Source organism: Candidatus Nitrosopumilus sp., from assembly GCF_028278985.1.
Lineage (GTDB): Archaea > Thermoproteota > Nitrososphaeria > Nitrososphaerales > Nitrosopumilaceae > Nitrosopumilus.
In genome coordinates, this window is record NZ_JANQTA010000030.1 from 13,094 (window position 1) to 32,896 (window position 19,803).

At 34.4% G+C, this 19,803-nt stretch carries 19 protein-coding genes and 1 tRNA gene; 8 read left to right on the forward strand and 12 right to left on the reverse strand.

The window, feature by feature from the left end:
• The first annotated feature begins 50 nt into the window (after positions 1 to 50).
• Complete coding sequence (locus Q0941_RS09510; protein WP_299293489.1) at positions 51 to 1,094, forward strand: phosphate uptake regulator PhoU; 1,044 nt, start codon at positions 51 to 53, stop codon at positions 1,092 to 1,094.
• A gap of 110 nt (positions 1,095 to 1,204) precedes the next feature.
• The gene (locus Q0941_RS09515; protein ID WP_299293491.1) at positions 1,205 to 1,357 is read left to right on the forward strand and encodes a hypothetical protein; all 153 of its coding nucleotides are present in this window, start codon (positions 1,205 to 1,207) and stop codon (positions 1,355 to 1,357) included.
• 29 nt (positions 1,358 to 1,386) lie between these two features.
• Here the strand turns inward: Q0941_RS09515 and Q0941_RS09520 are convergent, their stop codons facing one another.
• From Q0941_RS09520 to Q0941_RS09545, 6 genes are all read right to left on the reverse strand, one after another.
• Positions 1,387 to 2,985, reverse strand: a complete 1,599-nt coding sequence (locus Q0941_RS09520) for a hypothetical protein (protein ID WP_299293494.1) — start codon at positions 2,983 to 2,985, stop codon at positions 1,387 to 1,389.
• A gap of 185 nt (positions 2,986 to 3,170) precedes the next feature.
• Positions 3,171 to 4,424, reverse strand: a complete 1,254-nt coding sequence (gene pstS, locus Q0941_RS09525) for a phosphate ABC transporter substrate-binding protein PstS (protein WP_299293497.1) — start codon at positions 4,422 to 4,424, stop codon at positions 3,171 to 3,173.
• Positions 4,425 to 4,512: 88 nt separating this feature from the next.
• Positions 4,513 to 6,000 (reverse strand): 6-bladed beta-propeller, encoded by a 1,488-nt coding sequence (locus tag Q0941_RS09530; RefSeq protein WP_299293500.1) that lies wholly within the window; start codon positions 5,998 to 6,000, stop codon positions 4,513 to 4,515.
• A gap of 146 nt (positions 6,001 to 6,146) precedes the next feature.
• Positions 6,147 to 6,932: an ABC transporter permease gene (locus Q0941_RS09535; protein WP_299293503.1), complete on the reverse strand. Its 786-nt coding sequence runs from the start codon at positions 6,930 to 6,932 to the stop codon at positions 6,147 to 6,149.
• On the reverse strand, positions 6,929 to 7,927 hold the full coding sequence (locus Q0941_RS09540) for an ATP-binding cassette domain-containing protein (RefSeq protein ID WP_299293506.1): 999 nt from the start codon (positions 7,925 to 7,927) through the stop codon (positions 6,929 to 6,931). Before Q0941_RS09540 ends, Q0941_RS09535 begins: the two co-directional genes overlap by 4 nt.
• Before the next feature lie 221 nt (positions 7,928 to 8,148).
• Positions 8,149 to 8,601 carry a hypothetical protein gene (locus Q0941_RS09545; RefSeq protein ID WP_299293510.1) on the reverse strand — a complete coding sequence of 151 codons (453 nt, stop codon included), beginning with the start codon at positions 8,599 to 8,601 and terminating at the stop codon, positions 8,149 to 8,151.
• Positions 8,602 to 8,691: 90 nt separating this feature from the next.
• On the opposite strand from Q0941_RS09545, the gene Q0941_RS09550 reads away from it, so the two are divergent.
• On the forward strand, positions 8,692 to 9,012 hold the full coding sequence (locus Q0941_RS09550; RefSeq protein WP_299293514.1) for a nitroreductase/quinone reductase family protein: 321 nt from the start codon (positions 8,692 to 8,694) through the stop codon (positions 9,010 to 9,012).
• Here the strand turns inward: Q0941_RS09550 and Q0941_RS09555 are convergent, their stop codons facing one another.
• Positions 9,013 to 9,768: a helix-turn-helix domain-containing protein gene (locus Q0941_RS09555; RefSeq protein WP_299293517.1), complete on the reverse strand. Its 756-nt coding sequence runs from the start codon at positions 9,766 to 9,768 to the stop codon at positions 9,013 to 9,015.
• A gap of 143 nt (positions 9,769 to 9,911) precedes the next feature.
• Here Q0941_RS09555 and Q0941_RS09560 point away from each other — a divergent pair, with 143 nt between their 5' ends.
• Positions 9,912 to 12,119 carry a beta-propeller domain-containing protein gene (locus tag Q0941_RS09560; protein ID WP_299293519.1) on the forward strand — a complete coding sequence of 736 codons (2,208 nt, stop codon included), beginning with the start codon at positions 9,912 to 9,914 and terminating at the stop codon, positions 12,117 to 12,119.
• Here the strand turns inward: Q0941_RS09560 and Q0941_RS09565 are convergent, their stop codons facing one another.
• Positions 12,120 to 12,764, reverse strand: a complete 645-nt coding sequence (locus Q0941_RS09565) for a hypothetical protein (protein WP_299293522.1) — start codon at positions 12,762 to 12,764, stop codon at positions 12,120 to 12,122.
• 78 nt (positions 12,765 to 12,842) lie between these two features.
• On the opposite strand from Q0941_RS09565, the gene Q0941_RS09570 reads away from it, so the two are divergent.
• Positions 12,843 to 13,325, forward strand: a complete 483-nt coding sequence (locus tag Q0941_RS09570; protein ID WP_299293525.1) for a hypothetical protein — start codon at positions 12,843 to 12,845, stop codon at positions 13,323 to 13,325.
• Here the strand turns inward: Q0941_RS09570 and Q0941_RS09575 are convergent.
• Both Q0941_RS09575 and Q0941_RS09580 read right to left on the reverse strand, forming a co-directional pair.
• Positions 13,322 to 13,681, reverse strand: a complete 360-nt coding sequence (locus Q0941_RS09575; RefSeq protein WP_299293528.1) for a tetratricopeptide repeat protein — start codon at positions 13,679 to 13,681, stop codon at positions 13,322 to 13,324. The genes Q0941_RS09570 and Q0941_RS09575 overlap by 4 nt on opposite strands.
• A gap of 47 nt (positions 13,682 to 13,728) precedes the next feature.
• Positions 13,729 to 15,159 (reverse strand): peptidase, encoded by a 1,431-nt coding sequence (locus Q0941_RS09580; protein WP_299293598.1) that lies wholly within the window; start codon positions 15,157 to 15,159, stop codon positions 13,729 to 13,731.
• A gap of 181 nt (positions 15,160 to 15,340) precedes the next feature.
• Between Q0941_RS09580 and Q0941_RS09585 the strand changes: the two genes are divergently transcribed.
• The gene (locus Q0941_RS09585; RefSeq protein ID WP_299293531.1) at positions 15,341 to 15,508 is read left to right on the forward strand and encodes a hypothetical protein; all 168 of its coding nucleotides are present in this window, start codon (positions 15,341 to 15,343) and stop codon (positions 15,506 to 15,508) included.
• 298 nt (positions 15,509 to 15,806) lie between these two features.
• Here the strand turns inward: Q0941_RS09585 and Q0941_RS09590 are convergent, their stop codons facing one another.
• Entirely contained in the window at positions 15,807 to 16,691 is an 885-nt protein-coding gene (locus tag Q0941_RS09590) for a hypothetical protein (RefSeq protein WP_299293534.1), read from the reverse strand.
• 111 nt (positions 16,692 to 16,802) lie between these two features.
• Here Q0941_RS09590 and Q0941_RS09595 point away from each other — a divergent pair.
• Positions 16,803 to 16,877, forward strand: a tRNA-Glu gene (locus Q0941_RS09595).
• Positions 16,878 to 16,921: 44 nt separating this feature from the next.
• Positions 16,922 to 18,265, forward strand: coding sequence for a site-specific integrase (locus tag Q0941_RS09600; protein WP_299293537.1), 1,344 nt, complete (start codon positions 16,922 to 16,924; stop codon positions 18,263 to 18,265).
• 487 nt (positions 18,266 to 18,752) lie between these two features.
• Here the strand turns inward: Q0941_RS09600 and Q0941_RS09605 are convergent, their stop codons facing one another.
• Positions 18,753 to 19,508, reverse strand: a complete 756-nt coding sequence (locus Q0941_RS09605) for a plastocyanin/azurin family copper-binding protein (RefSeq protein ID WP_299293540.1) — start codon at positions 19,506 to 19,508, stop codon at positions 18,753 to 18,755.
• Positions 19,509 to 19,803: the final 295 nt, after the last annotated feature.

The window sequence follows — 19,803 nt, forward strand, 5'->3', positions numbered from 1 at the left end:
TAGTTTCACATCAAAATTGTAAAAAGGAAAGTTTAGCAAATAGTTGTTAATTGGAAACTATAGAAAGTGCAAAACAAACAAGAAGAATGCAACTCAGTGGAGGTTCTACATACATTATTTCACTCCCTAAAAGTTGGATTGAAGAGCTAAAGATCAAAGTAGGAGATAATGTCACCATAATTAAAAATGCAAATCAATCATTAACACTAATTTCAAAAGAAAAAAACAATGAAACAGGAAAAAGTACTGCGATCATTTCATCCAGTCAAAAAGATTCAGGAGAAACTATCAAACGCAAAGTAATTTCGGCATATTTGGCAGGATACAAAACAATCAAAATTAAAACAAAAGGAATGAGGATTCCTGCTGAGCATTCCAGAGGCATTAGAGAGTTGGTTCGTTCTACAATGATTGGAACAGAAATTGTTGAATCTAGTTCAGAAACCATGATTATTCAAATATTGACAAGATTACCAGAATTATCATTTGAAACTGCGTTAAAGAGAATGTATCTAATGGCAAATAACATGGTTCTAGAAGCCATGGAATCGATAGAAGAAGTAGACATTGCTCATGCAGATGAAGTAGTAAATATGGATGACGAAGTAGACAGATTTGGACTATACATGAGAAGAAATCTTGTTCTTGCTGTTGGCAACGAAAGTATTCTTCAAGACATGGGGTTAAGAAAAGCATCGGATTGTTTAGGATATAGAGCTATTGTTAGTAGAATTGAAAGAATTGCGGACCATGCAGGATTAATTGCTAAAAGAACAAAATTTGTAGAAGATGAAATTGATTCAAAAATTTTTACAAAAATAAAAAAATTATCCGAAAAATCATTAGAAGTTTTTGAGAAATCAATTGCTGCAGTTCAAGAACATGATTTTGAAAAAGGGGAAAAAGTTGCTGAAGAAGTAAGCCAAGTAATTGATGAAGAAAAACAGATAATGAGTAAAGTAAAAGAAAATGAAAAAAATGTAACTATTATCAGATTTATTTTAGAAGATTTGAGAAGGATTGCTGAATATTCAAGTGACATTGCAGAAGTAGCTATAGATGAAAATATTCAAAATATCATTACAGAAGAATAATTTATAGAAAAACTCCATTCAACTAGCCTCAAATATTCAAAAAATAATCTTTTTTGTCAAAAAATTAACTTTCTTTTCATTTTATTGAACAAAAATGATCATTTAGAGGAATGATTGAATGGTTTTCCCAAGTCTTGTGTTGGAAACATGAAGGGATAGTAGATTCATCAACTGTTGCAAATGCATACATCTGGTTGACTTCTCATTTTACAGAGGTAGTAGGTCATGCAAGCTGCAGCATAAGTTATGTTGGAACTATCTAAATCAAAATAAAAGGAAAAGAAAAGAGAATCTACTGTACGTAGAAGCCTTGACCCCAATCGTGGGTATCTCTAAGGTCACTTGATTTAATGTTCTTTGCTTTTTCTATTTCAAACATTGCATCATAGACAGGATTGTTAGGATGATATCCTAAACATTCAAAGTCGATGATGTTTGCCAAAGCAAATCCCTTAAAGTAACCGTCTTCTTTATCGCGGTCTGATTCAACAACATAATCTGTTACCCTACAATCTTTGTAGTTAAATGAACGAACATGTTTTCCATCCACAAGTAAATCAACATCGACTTGGAATAGCTGTAAAACAGGATTTGTTCCAGATTGACGTTGGATGCTAAGATTTTCATCTATTACATTATAGAGTAGCGGAGTATCACCAACAATTCCTTCAAGTGTAAAGGTAGGACTAGATTTTGCTAACACATCATCACCTTGATCATAGAATGGAAAGTCAATTACTTCTTGTCCTTCTTCATAGGTAAATGTAGTAATTGCTTGAACGTTTCCAGAAACTGGGAATTCATGTGCTGGAAGTTCATTGGATACATATCTTGTTTTCCAAATTGGAGCATCACCATAAAGTGATTCTAAATTATCATTGACTGGAGTTAGGCCAGCGCAATTAAATCCAATTTGATTAACCATTGCAAATCCACTTTTTCCTGTGAATCCATCTTCTTTATCTTGCCAGGTAGTGATTTGTGCAGTATCTACAATACAATCCCTATAGTCAATAGCACGAAGAGTCTGACCACCTTTAGTAAATTCAACTAATGCATCAAAGTCATTGTTGAATGCTGCAGTAATGCCAGAAACTTTTCTTGATTTATCAATTGCTGCATAGAGCAAAGGATAATCTGCTACAACACTTTCTACTTCAAATTGAGCAGCAACATTGTCAAAATCTTCTGAAAATCCAGAGGTAGTTTCAAAGAATGGGAATTCAATTCTCTCTACTCCTTCATCAAAGTCAAAAGTGACAATTGTTCTTACATCATTTGCAAATTTGTAGTCAAGTGTACCATAGTCAGTGAATGTTCTTTCAGATGCTCTTACAGGTGTTACAGAAGGACCAACTTTGTCCAATCCACCACAATTGAATTCAATGTCATCGACTATTGCAAAACCAGTCTTAGAGGACATGTAACTTTCTTGGTCATCTCTAAGTGTTTTTACTTCATAATCTGTGACATCACAATCATGATAGTTTAGAGTTTTAATCACTTCACCATTTTTTACAAAATCAACATCTACTTCAAAATAACGATAGTCATATTCAAAGCTAGAACCGCCTGAAGTTTGAAGTCTGTATTGATATGCTTGGTCTAGTGCTTCATACAAATGAGGTGCATCAGTTAAAACTCCTTCAACATTAAATGAGATACCATTGTTTGCAATGAAATCTTCACCCATGTTGAATACTGGGAAGTTGTGTACTTCTACACCATCTCTAAAGGTAAATGTTAGAATTGCTTCTATATCATCTGCCATTTTGTATTTTGTTGTTGATTCTTCTTCTGCAAATGCACTGTTAAATTCTGCAATAGTTCCAAGTGCAAGAATTGCAACTAAGCTGAATGTTGTCGTCATCATTGCGTTTTTTGTCATCATTGAATTGCATATTCCAAATGATAGTATAAGCTGGATCCTTATTCACTACGATTAGAATATTGCAGTAGGTAGACTTCGTAACTCTATATAGTACTACAGAAAAAAATCAAATTCTAAAAAATTAGAATTACAAATCAAAATTACAAAATAAAATCAAGTTAAAGAAAATAAAGAAAAGAAAAAGTTTAGACTTTGAGAATTCCTTCTTTAATGAGGAATTGTAGTCCGTTGATGTAGTCTTCGTCTGTGATTAATCCTTCAGACCACCATTTGGCATTATCTCTAATCCATTTTGGAATTTCTAAGCTTCCAGTATCTGCAGATGCTTCATAATTCCACAATGTTTCTCCATCATAGGTTACTTGACCTAATCCTACTTTACCAAGTTCAGTTACCTTATCGGCAAGGGGAACATAGAGTAAGCTTGATGAGAATTCTTGACCATCAGTAATCATCCAATAAATCAAGTGGATTACAGCTTTTGCCTGTTCTTTGTTATCAGTTACTGACTTTAGATCATCATACACTAAGAGGTATGTGAAACTTGCTAGAGGATATGAATCGGCACCTGGTGCATTTACAAGAGATACACCTACCCAGCTGTCGATAGCGGCAGGTAATGAATCTGCAACACCGCTAGAAGCGGCAGAAATGGTATCTAATGTTGGTTCGATGAATCCAGATTTATCACCATTTTGTACTGATGCATAAGACATTCCTGTTTGGAATGCATAAGCAAGTTCAATGTATCCAATAGAGTATTCGGTAGATTTTACAATACCTGCAACTCCTTCATTTCCTGCAGCAGCTAAACCGTTTGGCCATGGAACAGATTTACCTTTTCCAATTTGCTCATCCCATGTAGGACTAACAACTGTTAGATAATCAGTAAAGATGAAAGTAGTTCCAGAACCATCTGATCTGTGAGCAGTTACAATATCTTTGTCAGGAAGATTCAAACCTGGATTTTCTGCTGCAATAGCAGGATCATTCCATTTTGTAATTTCTCCCAAAAATATTCCGGCAACTGCATCAGCAGTCAATTTGAGTCCTTTATTTGGAACTTCAGGTACGTTGTAAACTAGTACTACACCACCAATTGATTCTGGGATGTGTAATGTACCTGGAGCTAGTTCTCTTTCTGAGTCACTCATTGGTTTGTCTGAGGCTGCAAAGTTTACAGTTTTTTCAATGTGTTGTTTAATTCCACCACCACTTCCAATTGATTGGTAGTTTAGGTTAACGTTGTCATACAAGTTATTGTATTCAACTCTCCACAAATCAATTAGTGGGAATGGAAATGTTGCACCAGCAGCAGTAATATTGTATTCAATATTATCCTGAGGGGCATCTGGCATTGAATCTGCGTTTGCACTTAATGGAGGTACTATTGCAACTAGGGTTGCAATCAACAGTAACGAAGTTATCTTTGTTCTCATTGGATTTACATGATTCGGAATTTATTTACAAATAACAATAATAGATTACGAAAAAACAATACGTCTCTATTATCTATATAGAAAGAACCTATTCTTCACAGTTTACTAGAACATCAGTTACGGAATATGGGTAGCAGCGATCAAGATAGGTTCCGCCATCAAGAACATCAGATCCTGCATGAGAATATAGAATATCAATTCCGGCATCGCCTTTTAGAACATCATCGCCAGAATCTCCTTTGAGCACATCATCCCCTTCATTTCCAGAAATAATGTCATTGCCGGGACCACCGTAAATACAATCATTACCAGATCCACCAGATATCATATCATCTCCAGATAATCCAAATATCAAATCATCACCATCAGTGCCAACAATGACATCATCAGATTCAGTTCCTTCAATGAAATTGTAATCAGATGCATTCTTGCCACAAGCTACAACATTTACTGTTTGATAGGCACTCGAAGTATGTCCACTGTTATCAAATGCAACCCAGATAATATTTGAGATTCCCGGAGAGAACAACTCAGGGGCATTGTTAATGAGAGCCTTTATTCCACTTTCATCAGTGGCAGTGGCATTTCCAATGTTTACGCTGGTTAATCTTCCTGTTGCCTCTACAATAAGAGACTCTGGAGCAATGATTTCAGGCTTGGTTTGATCAATTACTTCTTTCTCAATTACAGGTTCAAAGTATGGAATTTGATCTTCAGATTGTTCATAAAATTCTGTTTCAAAGATTTGTATTTTATGAGTTGAAGAATCAACAATTAACAATTCACCATTTATGCCAATTTCAATATCAGAAATTGTTACAAAAGAATCAGGATATGGACCAATTGTTTGAACAGGTGTCAATAACAAATTTGCATCAGGAGACAAATGTAAGATTCTACCATTTGCACTGTTAACTACAAACAATTCGCCATTAGGATCAACTGTGATAGATTCTGGAGAAAATACATATTCATTGTAATAATATGCAAGTGACTTTACAAAAACACCATCAGAAGTAAATTTGTCAATTTTTCCATTTCCTCTGTCAGTTACATAGACATTACCTTCTGAATCAATTGCAATTCCAACTGGTGCAACAAATTGTCCCTCACCTAGACCACTTGAGCCAAATGAAGAAATGAATTCTCCTTCAGTTGAAAATATTTGAATGCGTTGATTACCAGTATCTACAACATAGAGTTTGTCATTGTAAAGTCTAATATCATTTGGGAAGAATAATTGTCCATCATAGCTACCTTTTTGTCCCCATTCTAGAACAAATTCACCACTTAAACTAAATTTTTGAATTCTGTGAAGATCTCTATCTACAACAAAGACAGCATCACTACTTACTGCAATTCCTGCAGGATAGTAAAATCCACCAGATTGTTTTCCACTAGAACCCCAATCAAGTATGTAATCACCACTACTTTGGAATTTTTGAACTCTTTTAGTTCCTAAATCATTTACATAGATAGTACCATCTTCACCAACTCCAATTTGTAATGGGTTAACAAATTTGCCTGGCTGAGTTCCAAGTGAACCCCATTTTCCAATTTCCTCATAATCAGACATTCCAAAAGAATTTTGGGTAAATGAATTAGCTAGAAGAAATACTGAAAATATTGAAAGTACGAGAAACAGTTTCAACAATAATTGATTTCAAAATTTAAGAAACAATACCAAAGTTAGCTAATGTTACAATTCTTGTCAACTTTCTGTCAAAATGGCTTGTTTACTTCACGCGTAAACACGTAACTTGCAAGTCCAACCATTACAAGAACAAATGCACAAATAATTCCCAGGCTCAAAATTATAGAGATCCCACCTTCTGAAACTCCTGTCATCATTTCTCGGACAAGCAAAACGGTGTAAGTTACAGGATTTAGTTTTGCAATTGCAGCAAGCCAATCAGGTAATAATTCCAAGGGGAATAAAGCTGGACTGAGCATAAACAATGGCATTCCAAGAAAATTAATCACACCCCAAAAGGTTTCTTGAGACTTTGCAGTAGCTGCTACCATCACAGAGATTCCAGAAAATCCCAAAGAAAACAAAATAACAATTGCCATAATTGGTGCAATCATTAGAGGGTTAGGAAATGTAACTCCAATAGCTAAAGCAATTCCTAAAATCAAACTAGCTTGTAAAGCTGAAATTAAAGAGATTGCAGACATTTTACCTAATGCAATTGCAGAACGAGAAATTGGTGAAGTTAGTGCTTTATTCATAAATCCATAACGTCTATCCCATAAAGTATTGACCCCACCAAAAATACTTGTAAAAATTGCAGTTAGAATAATCACACCTGGTGCCATAAACTCAATGTATTCACCTTCAAATCCGACTGATTGAATCAAAGGTTGAGTTCCTGAAAAAGTATTACCAATCACAATAATCCAAATTGCAGGTTGGATTAATCGAATTAAGACACCACTTCGGGATTTTTTGTAACGTTTTAGTTCCCTCCAAAAAATCGTATAAGTATCATACATCAAGGTGTTCATACACGTAACCTCTTCATTTTTGCATGTTCTCGTTTTCTGTTGTATGTTGAATCATCATCTCGAATTTCATGTCCGGTATATGAGATGAAAACATCATCAAGTGTTGGCTTTGTTAGAGAGATTGAAGTGATTGTCATAGAAAGATTATTTGATATTTGGAAAATTTTTGGAATTACTTCGGTACCATTTGATGCAAATAATGTAAACTTGTTTTGATCACGATTAATCTTTGAAACATGTTCTAGTTTTTCAAATTCAGATTGTATAGATTCAAAATTCTCATCATTTTCTATAGTAATTGAAATTACCTCATTTCCCATTGCATTTTTCATATTTTCAGGGGAATCAATTACTTGGATTTTTCCTCCATCAATAATTCCTATTCTATCACATAATTGGTCAGCTTCTTCCATATAGTGAGTAGTAAGAAAAATTGTCATGTCAAACTCATCATGAATTTTCTTGATATATTCCCAAATTTTGCGCCTAGTTTGAATATCAAGACCTACTGTAGGCTCATCTAGAAACAAGACTTTGGGACGATGTAGTAAACCACCAGCAATATCTAGTCGTTTTCTCATTCCACCTGAATAAGTAACAACTGCCTCGTTTTGTTTATCAGTCAACTCTATCAAATCTAATACATCATCAATTCTAGAATCAATTTCTGAGGTTGGAATGTGATTCAGTTTTGCTTGAAGAATTAGATTTTCTCGTCCTGTAAGATATTCATCTACAGTAGTCTCTTGTTGAACATAACCAATGTTTTCTCTAACTTTTTTTGGATTTTGTCTAACATCAAACCCAGAGATCATTGCTTTTCCAGATGTGGGTTTTAACAGAGTTGTAAGAATCATCATTGTAGTACTTTTGCCAGCTCCATTAGGACCCAAGAATCCAAAAATTTCACCAGTCTCAACTGAAAAGGATACATCGTTAACTGCAGTGACATCTCCAAATGATTTTACAAGAGACTGTGTTTCAACAGAATACAATATTTTGAACGCTTTTCTCAATTATAAATTGCTAAGTATTGTTTCAATCGATCCTCATAAAAAATTTAAAGACCAATATGAAAATTTTTGCGATGAAAGGACTTTGTCAGAAATGTCACGCTTCAAATGTTGAAATCATCATAGTAGAAGGAATTCCACTATGTGAAGCATGTATCAAAAAAGCAAATTAGACATTATTTGAAAAAAGAAATGTAAAGAGATTATTCAAGAGTCTTGAATTCATCTTTTGTCATTCTTAAAATGACTTTTTCTCCAACTCCCCAAATATCTGATCTGGACAGGACTTTAGAATTCAACAAACCATCACTGACTTCAATAGTTTCAATTTCATTTGTATCAGGATGTCTGTGAATGTGTTTCACCTTTCCAATTTTACGACTGTCTATGTCAGTTACTGGAATTCCAATTCTTACAGGAGGTCTGCTCAAGAGCAATGTCTCTTCAGAAAATTTGTCAATGTAATCTTCTGAAAGAAAGTAATCTCTTCTAAATCCCTGATGGATTGTAACACCAGAAACTGCTAATGTGTCTTGATTGATATGGATGTGTTTTACTTTACCATACTGAATTCCTTCTCTGTCAATTACTTTTTTTCCAGTAAATGTATCAGCAGTAGCCAAATTGGTTGGCATTCCTTCTAGTTTTACGGACATAGTCACAAATCATGAGATTTGCTTATCATAACAGATATCAGAATTTTCTATCAATGGGGTTAAATTACTTGACAGAACAAGTAACCACGCATGGAAATCAAAGAAAAAATTTTCAGACCAATTCTAATTACAAAGGGGCGAGTTTCAGGAAAACCTCATTCAGTTGAATTAAGGGCAGTAAATCATAATGGAAAGATTTACGTTTCAAGACACAGACCTGATGGAGACTGGTTCAAAAATGCAATAAAAAATCCTGCAATCAAAATAGAGTATAATGGACAAACATATTCTGGTAGAGCTAATGAAATAACAGATGAAGAGTTGAACAAAAAAATTTCAGAATTAAAATATCCTGGAGAAGAAAGAGCTAAAGAAAAAAGAGTTACAATAGAAATTACATTAGAAGAATAATTATTTTTTAAAATATTTTACAAGATAAAAAATTGTCAATCCACCTAAAATTGTAGTAATTATTACTAAAGGTAAAAATAATTCAGAACTGGATGCGGAAGTCATTTGTATTGCTTCTTCATTAGCAAAATTTTGAAATTCAACTACCTCATCAGATTCTAAATTAGCTGCACTATCATCCAAATCAGATTCAGCAACAGGTGCCGCAGCAATTCTAGCAGAGGATTCAGGGGCAGATTCAGAGAATTGAAGTTGCTTTTCAGACATTTCACTTGCAAACTGAGCAGGATCATCTACAACAACTGAATTTGGTTGTTCTAACTGAAATGCAGAAAGCAATCCAGAAATTCCAGTAGCAATACCCAATCCTGCTACTTTGTAAATATGACGAAATGAGCGAACCAATAACTTACTCTCCCTAGTTTTTTCAGAAAGTTTTGGAGGTACAATTACAATACTAAATTTTGATGCAGTATAGATTTTCATATCTTGGGATTTTGAATTTTTTTCAATCTTGGAAATTTTTACGACACCAAGATCTTGAAGTTTATTCAAATGGTACTTTACAAGTTGAAGTGAAATCTCTGTTTTTTGAGAAATTTGAGTTGCAGAGAGTTCTTCATTGAACAATAATTGAAGGATTTCACGGCTAGAATCATTGGTAAAGAGTTCCCCAAACGATTTTATCTTTTCATCGTCAGTAGCTAAAATTTTAATTTTTTCTGTTAGTTCATCAGGATTCTCATCTACAGACATTAGAGTTGTTATTGTAAATCATGTATATGTAAATTGTTTGGTAAAAATGAAATTTCACTAATCCTTTTATCTTCAACTACTAAATAGTAGTAATCACTAAATGATAGTTTTCAAAATTGAAGGCATTCGGAGTGAAATAAAAAATGAATTCAAAAATAACAATCCCAATTGCAGTTGTCATTTCGGTTATAGTTACAGCTGGAATAATGTATTCAGTTGGATTTGAACAAGAAGTTCAAGTTACTCAAACTCCACAAACGGAAATTGTCTATGTTGAAAAGACTGTCTCAGATATTTTAGAAGGAACAAATGAAATAAAAAAAATTTCATCTGAAGAGGAATTAACTGACTTGTTGCAAGCTTCTGCACTTTTTGGAGGCAATTTTTACGATAACAGAGCCAGAATGGTAGACTTTGCAATGCCAGAAGCTGCAGTAATGATGGAGTCAGATGCTGTTGCTACTTCAGGAGCACCAGTTGCTGAATCAAAATCACAGGGTTCTGATGACTATTCAACTACTAATGTTCAAGAAGAAAATGTTGATGAGCCAGACTATCTGAAAAATGATGGAAAATATGTTTACATTGTTTCAAGAAACACACTTTCAATAATTGATGCATATCCAGCAGAAGATGCAAGTTTAATTCTAAAAATTGCGTTAGATGTTGAGCATCAATACATCCAAAACATGTTCCTTAATGGAGACAGATTAGTTATTTTCTATAACGGACAAAGTGATAGAGAAATCATTCCAGAGTATGACTTTATTCCAAGGCAATCTTATGATCCAGTCACCCACGCACTAATTATCGACGTATCAGACAGAGAAAATCCATCCATCCTCAAAGACTACTCTATTGATGGCCACTTTATGGATGCAAGGATGATAGGAGACTATGCATACTTTGTTACAAACAGCTACATCAATCATCAACATCCAAGATTCCCAGTAATCATGGAAGATTCAGTTTCAATTATGACGCCTGAAGCATTTTACTTTGACAATATTGAAGAATTCTCAAACTTTAACACATTAACTGCAATCGACATATTTGGAGATACCATAAACTCTGAAACTTTTCTAATGGGACACACTGGAACATTTTACGTATCTGAAAGTAATTTCTATTTGACATATCAGCAATATCTTCCATTTGGTTTCCATGAAGATTCTTCAAGAGATAGATTCTTTGATGTTATAGTTCCATTATTACCAGCAAGTGTTCAAGATGAAATCAAATCCATACAAAGTGATTCTTCACTAAGTTCTGCTCAACAGTGGTCAATGATTTCTGAAGTAATGCAAAACTCTTACAATCAAATGGACAAAGTCCAAAAAGACAAACTCTTTGAAGATATCAAAGAAGCATTAATCGAATACGACACTAAAATTCAAGAAGACACTAGAAAAACAATCATCCACAAAATTGCAATTGATGAAGAAAAAATTGAATATGTTGCTAAAGGCTCAATTCCAGGTAGATTGTTAAATCAATTTTCAATGGATGAAAATGGTGACAGGTTCAGAGTTGCCACAACTACTGAAATCTATACTCAGTATGAAGGAACAATTCGTTCAAATGCAGTATACATACTTGATGAAAATCTGAAAATTGTAGGAGGATTAGACCAAATTGCTCCAGATGAAAGTATTTTCTCTGCCAGGTTTATTGATGACAGACTATACATGGTAACATTCCAACAAATCGACCCATTTTTTGTGATTGATTTGTCTACTGACACGCCTAAAATCCTTGGAGAGTTAAAGATTCCTGGATTTTCAAATTACCTTCACCCATATGATGAAGAACACATCATTGGAGTTGGTAGAGATACTAAAGAAATTGGAGATGGCAGAGTTCAACAGTTAGGAATCAAGATTGCACTATTCAATGTAGCAGATGTCAGTAACCCAATAGTTGCTGATGATATCGTCATTGGTGACAGATCAACTCATTCAGAAGCACTACATAACCACAAGGCATTTTTCTTTGATAAAACTAGAGGTGTTTTATCCATCCCAATAACTGGTGATGCAAATGAGCTTGATGAATTATCAAGTTCAAAAATGATTGCACCAGAATATGACAGATGGAGTGGATTTTATGTATTTGATCTTGATGGCAAATCAGGCTTTGATTTGAAAGGAACCGTTACGCATTCTGATGGCGATTCAAGATATTATGGAATGGGTAATGCTAGAACATTCTATATTGATGATGTATTGTATACAGCTTCTGAAAGTTATTTGAAAATGAATTCATTTGATAATCTGGATGAAGTAAACACAATCAAATTAGAGAATACTGGTAAATTCATTGAATACTTGGAAGAAGAATTTATCAGATAATCACACAATGTGAACTATTGTAGAGACTCCACGTTTGTCAACTTCCACATGATTTTCTATTTCAAAAACAGTTACTGTGAATGAAATCACATCGCGTTGATGTGCTTTTTCTGCATGAAGTTTTAGATGAATATCCATCAAATCAAATTCTTCATCAGGAAGATCTGTTTCTTCCAGATATGCGCCACATGTAGATTCGATTCTAAAGCGGTCATCTTTAAAATGAAAACCTAGTTTCATTTTTCTTCCATCTCTACCACTTGCCTTTACATTAACATCAATAACACCAGGCTTGGATTCGGTGTAGCTTGATTGTTGATTTACAAAGACGCCAATTTGCATGGGTTTTCCAGCAGTAGATTCGGCCATCTTTTGAATTCCATCATTCATGGTCACATCAATTGCTTTGATAGTTTGTGCAACTTTTGCAATCCACTCGTTAGTTCTAGTGATGGTAGCACGAATTCCTGCACGACGGCGTTTATCTTCATCTTCAGGCAATTTGTAATAATCTACCCAAGCCTCATAATCATGGGAAATATCCTCAATAAAGTCAATACATGTTCGCTTGTATTCAGTAGGATCATCTGTTCTCTCTGATGCATCATCAGTTCGCATACCATCAAAATCCATCGGCATTGCCATACAGAAATTCCAAACAAGTTCTAAAAAAACCAATCTTGAAAGATTATGATTATAATAGGAATTTTTGAAACACCATACATGATATTTACCGAATTAATCACAGATCTTCAAAATCAACTCAAACGAGATTTGGCACAGATTCGATTCATGTTAAAGAAAAATCCGGCTATGGGATATACCAAAATTGTTGAAATCGGAAAAGAAGTCGGTAAGAGATACAATATCAAACTAGTAGTTAATTTTCCAAAAGAGGGCAGAATTGAAGAGTTTGACATGTATGGAAAAAGAGATTTGAGTTTAATTATTGATCAAGAAAGAAAGAGATTTCCAATAGATAGACAGCTAATCAAAGACAAGGCAATTGAGATTCTTGGAGATGTTAAAACAGAGGATGCTTACATGTATGAAAATAAAGAAGGGGTCAGAGTATTTACAAACAAATGGAAAATCGATATTTTGCCTCATTCAGTTCATATCTGGACAGAATTTGATGAAAATGTTACAAAGTTTTGTGATTGGTTAATGGAAAACGCCTATCAAATGAAAAAGCAAGAATCCTAGGCTTCGTTTAATTTCTCTAAGAGATCCAGTGCCTCATCATTTTTAGGTTGGATTTCTAAAATTCTATTTACACAATCAATTGCCTCATCTTTTTGTTGCAGGGCAAGATGAACATTAGTTTTTAGAGTTAATGTTTCAACGTCTTTTTTGTCAAGTTCAAATGCTTTCTCAAAGTAAGGCAGTGCTTTTTTTGCATCATCTACAATAAAGAATGCACTTCCCATGATAAACATGAAATCATGGTCTTCGGCAAATTTGTCTTCTAGACTTTTTCCAAATGCTATAGCCTCATCATACTCCCCATCTTTGAGAAGTTTTTTCATCTTACGTTTTGGATAGAGAGTGAATCCTGCCATATTCTATACAGTATTTTTTGAAATTAAAACAATTTGAATGTAGACACCTAGGAAATATTCATGATTCCTTCTTTGATTAAGAATTGTATACCTTGAACAAAGGAGTTATCATCAATTGCTCCATCTGCCCACCAACCAGCATTTGTCTTAATCCAATCAGGGATTCCATCAGATCCACCACTAGAACCCTGAGTTGTAGGTGGAATTTGCATTATTCCTTCTTTAATCAAGAATTGAATTCCTTGAACAAAAGAACCATCATCGATTGCTCCATCTGCCCACCAACCAGCATTTGTCTTAATCCAATCAGGGATTGCAGGAGTGGAGGGAGTAACTGGATCTGGGATTGTTGGTATTGATGGAGAACCACCTTCACCAGCAAAAATCGTTACGGGAATTTCAACATAGTCAGATGCAGTAGATGGGACAATTCCTTCAGGTGCTAATCCGTAAATCCAAACAACATATTTTGCTTCTCCAGGTTCTTCTTCTACAATCAAGTCAAGGATATACTGACCTGATGGAGAGTAAAGAAATGGTCTACCTTCTTCCTGAGCAATGGAACGTAATGGTTTAAGATTATCATCTACTACAAGAAAGTCAAATTGAACTTGATTCAAAAATTCAGTATCATCAAATTTACTGATGAATTTGATTAGCCAGTCCATTTCACATCCTTGAACAGGATCCTCAGGTCCGTAAAATACATGAACTTGATAATCAAAACCTACCGTTGACTTCTTTACAGCAGTAGTTTTTTCTATATCAGTTTGACAGCCTTGAGCTGCAAATTTATCTGCAGTAGAAACAATTCCAACAAATGGACTTGATTCAACATTTTCTCTATATTCTAATAAAGTGAATTCATATTCAGGTGGAGGAATTCCTTCTGAAACATGAGTGAAAGTTTTAGCTTTAATTGGGAATGGAAAATCATCTACAATCCAAACTTTACTTGATGCGCCACCAGTTTTCCAGCCTACTTGAACAGTTTCCCAAGTTCCGGCTGGAACAGTTACAGTTTCAATTACTTGAGGTAAAACTTGTTCTCCACCAATGTTACCAATTTTTCCCCAAGATGTAGCTGAGAATGCCTTTGGACCTTTTCCATGTGATGGACCATCAGATGTTGCAAATGCTGAAAGCCAAACAACAGAGGATTTGAATGCACCTCGATAAACACCAAGTTCTTCACTACCGCCAGTTGGTTCTGGAGCAATCTTTCCAAGCTCCATTTCGCCAACAACTACTTTGTTACCATCATAAACTACTGTTTCAGCTAACCATTTTGTTTCACTTCCAGAAGTAACATCACCTTTTATCCACAAATCCATTCCAAATTCTGCACATTCTTTGTAGTCAACATGACATATTTCATAAGAAAAATAATCTCCATGTTTGAGTCCTTCACCAGCATGCCAAGTACCCTCTTTGTCTACACCGCCTTGTTGGAATTGAGCAAATGCTGAAGGCATCATCAATGAACCTAAAAGTAATGCAGTAATTACTGACAAAGCAAGAAAAATTCCTTTCAAATCTATAAAAAATTGGCAAAACGGATAGTTAAACGTTATTCATAAATTGAAAAACAAGTAAAAATACAATCGACGATCTTTTCAAATAAGCAAATATAGAGGCAAAATTACAGAAAAATTAGACATGTGTGATTGCTCAAAAATTCACTTGTATGGAGTAGAATTCAAACTAGATGGAATGACAGTAGTTCCAACATGCAAAGATTGTGGTTTTCCCCTTGATGAGAAACAGGCAGACAAATTCCAAAAAGAATTAGTCAAATCATGGGGTATGGAAGAAGAAGAAGAATAAAAAGAAAAGAAAAAAGTTTGTCTTTCTTTAATGTTCTGCGTTTTTACAAAGATCGCCGTTACAATCACAAGTAGAATCACAGTAACATTCACTCTGCATTGCACAATCGCATTCAACGCCGTTATCGGCGGATGCTGCACAACCACATGCTGCGTCTGACATATGATACAGCAAACATTACTTGTTTTAAAACATTATTTTATTAACATAAAATTCAGAATCAAGTTAGAAAAATTATTACAAATTTTTTGAATTTTAATAAAATGCACTAAGCTTTTTGCAATAAATTATTTAGAAATTACGTAGTAGAAATTATTTCTAGAATGGAATTTGCAGAATTTTTTACAGATTCAGATTGATGGATTAAATCATTAGAGTCAGCCTCCACATCAAAAGCAATCTTCAAGATATGAAATAGATCCTGTTCTCTATTCAATCTGTCTTTTATGCTTATGAAATTATTTCTATTTACATATCCCAGATAGAAATAACAGTTAGCAAGCATAGAATTTGAAACAAAATAATCATGTTTGAATCTAATTAAATTAGAAAAGGAGGAATCGTTAACAACATCAGAAAACCCGATTGTAGACTTTACCATTCTTTCAAGAAGAGTAGGAATAGCACGTTCAATTCCAATAGTTTGAGTAGCAACAGAAATGTGATCATTTATAGGATTTTTTTCTAATTTTCTTAATGCATCAAGCATACTAGAAGAGTTAGAATGAATTTGGTTTAATGCAGAAATAGCATCAATTAGAAAATAAGAAGAACATTTTTGCCAACAGGGTGCAAAAATATCAGCGTTTTCAACAGCATCTTTAGTCTTTTGGCAACAAAAAAGGGATTCAATTAAGCAATTTTTTGCAAAATCAGAAAAGAGTTGCTGCCGTTTTTCTTTAATTTTAGATAATAACATTTTCAATTCCCAGGAATCATCCTGAATTATTTGAAGAGTATCATACTGAAGAAGTAATTTAGAATTATTTTCAGATAATGTACCGTGATGAAGTACAATCAGATTTCTCTCATTTTCAATTAATTGATTTTGTTCAGGTTTTCCATCAAAGACTACTAAATCAAATACATTAGAATCAGAATTATCATTAGTTAATTTGTATTCTGCCATTCCAATAGGAAAATCAGAGAGATTATGATCTTTGATTACTTGTGAAAAATCCATATGGATTCTTGATTAGATTTTTCTATAAAGTAACCAACTCACAAAAATTTACTAATTCATCCAAAGTCGAAACATTTCCTTTAAATTGAGATTGAAATTGTTTTTTATCAAGCTCCTATAGTGTAGTCCGGTTAAGCATACTGCCCTCTCAAGGCAGTGACTCGGGTTCAAATCCCGATGGGAGCATTACACATCTGGTTTAATACTCTGCCAGTATTATGATATGATTAATGTCAAAACAGCAGATTTCCGGCTCAAAGCAGGACAAGATAAAACTCTACAATTATGATAGAATCATCACCAATACTTTTGCCCTGATGGAAAAAGATCTCAATGAAAATAATTTTAGAATTATCAAGAAGTTTGACAGGGTCCTGGTAAACGAGTCATTATCCGATGCCAGACGCTCTAAGATACTTGGAACGCTACTAAGTTTGTCAAGAATGCTCAAAATGAATTGGGATGAAACCACCAAAGAAGACATTGAAGAACTAGTGTACAACTTTAACAAAAAATTCAGCAAAGATGGTCAAGAGACAAACACAACTGCAGACCACAAAAAGATTCTCAAGAACTTTTACAGATGGTTAAAGTTTGATTCAAGAGACCAAAAGCAAGTTGGGGATCCTACAGAAACAAGTTGGATTAGAATCAAGAAACCAAAAGAAAATCTAACTGCAGACATGCTAATTACAGAAGCAGAAAAAAATTCTTTGCTCAAAGCATGCGGAGAGAATCTCAGGGACAGAGCATTTGTCCACACGTTTTCTGATTTAGCTTGCAGGCCTGGAGAAATATTGAGTCGTCAAATCAAACATGTAAGATTTGATGACAAGGGAGCAGTGATTGTAGTTGATGGAAAAACTGGACCTAGACCAGTCAGAGTAATTGAATGCGTTCCAGATTTGGCATCATACTTTGACAAGCATCCAAAAAACGACGATCCTGATGCACCGTTATGGATTGCAATGGATGAGAAAAAGTTCGGAGAGGCTTGGTCTTATCATGCAATGAGGAAAAGACTGCAAAGAGTTTGCGATGTTGCCGAAGTACACAAGAGAGTATGGCCAAATTTGTTCAGACATACAGGTGCAACAAAAACAGGAATGTTCCTTACTGAATCACTGCAAAAGAAGAGATACGGATGGTCTTCAGGCTCTAAAATGCCAGGTCGATATGAACACATGATGAATTCAGACGTAGAAGAGGCAATGCTCAAACACTATGGAATTTCAACTACCAAAAAAGAGAACTTGGTAAACAAACCAAAAATCTGCCATATTTGTGACCTTCCAAATTCCTACGATTCTAAAATCTGCTCAAAATGTGGCAAGCCGTTGGACCTCAAAACAGTACTAGAAAATGAAGAAAAAAATGAAGAAGAAAGACAAAGTCTCAAAAAAGAAGTTGACAATCTAAAGGAGAATATGGATACCATAATTCAGCAAAAAATGGAAGAATACAACAAATCATTCATCAAAGAAATAGAGAAAATCTATGACAAGGAAAACGATGCATTGATCAAGCGACTGGATGACATGGATGAAAAGTTCTACAAGAAAAACAAGTCATAACATGTGTCATGTTACACGTCGCAAAAATTGGTGATACCAGTTTCTTGTTTTATCAAAGCATCACTCAAATTATTTCATTTTCTTATTTCCAACTTGTCCAACCAACCCAAAGATATAGGGAAAATGGTTGGTTGGTTGGATTTTTAGGCACAAAATTAAGCAATTCACAACCCAATTCACAACCAGTTTTTGATAATTTAGGCACGATTTCCAACCCGGTTGTGACCCAAAAAATCATTTTTTTCTTTGATGTGTATATATACAGACGTAAATTGGTGATACCAGTTTCTTGTTTTCTAAAAAGCACAACTCAAAATGTTCTATTTTCTAAATTCTAACCTACTAACTAACCGGCAGAATATAGGGAATTGTGTTAGTTAGTTAGTTTTTAGGCACGAAATTGGGCAAAACCTAACCAAATACCTAACCAATTTTGCCATATTCTAGGCGTGAAAAATAACCTGTTATTGTCTAAATTCTGGTGATTTCAAGAGCTGAATTTCAAAAACAAATCATTTAGAACTGCAAGCTGCTCCATTGCAAGTGCCCTAAGTGATTTTATTTCATCTTTTAGCTCTGCAATGTGATCTTTTTGTTCAGAAATTGTCTGTCTCATACTGTTTGATTCGGATTCCAGCTCATCATACATGATTCTTAATTGTCCCTTGTCCAATGCCAGCATTTCGGCACGTGTTTTTTCAGTCTCTAATTGTGACTTTAGATTTTCAACCTCGTAATTCAGTGTAGTTATTCTGTTGCTAAGTACAACGTTGATTCTGGAATCCTCATCATAACCGTTGTTATTTTGTGCCGGATTGTTTCCATTAGAATTTGGTGGGGTGTATCTGTCCTTGTTTTCTGGTTCATCTGGAAGCTCAAAGACAACTATGTTTCCTTCCATCCAAGGATGGAGAATACAGAAATAATCATAGCTTCCTACACTGGTAAATCTGAAAGAATAATCATAGCTTCCCATTATCAGTCCTGAATCAAACACACCGTCCGGACCATCTGTCGGATTTCCACTTGTAACTGAATGTGCAGCAGCGTCCTTGTTAATCCACTTTACAGTGCTTCCTTGTTGAACAAGGACTCCTGATGGATCGTAACAGCTGTTGCTTGTCTCGCAACCTGGTGCGGCAGTTCCAGAAGGTATTGAGATTGTAACAGTTTCTGCAAATGCTTCTTGAAGTGTTATTGAAAACATGGTTCCAAAAAGTAATGAAAATGTAATGGCTACCATAATTGTATTATGCATATGTTGAATTAGACAGTTCAATAGATTATAAAGTATTCTATTATATTCTACTAGAATACCTTGGTTATGTGTTACAAAGTATGCCGTTATCATATATGAAGACAAAGACTACTGTATCTATAGACATAGAAGTCTACAAGTGGATTGAATCTATGGTCAAGCGTGGAAGATTTGCGACAATAAGTCATGGTATTGAATATTGTGCAAGAATAGTCAAAGAACAAAAATTGATCAATTGAAGAATCAACACGTCAGATAGATTAATGCTGATTTTGAGTCA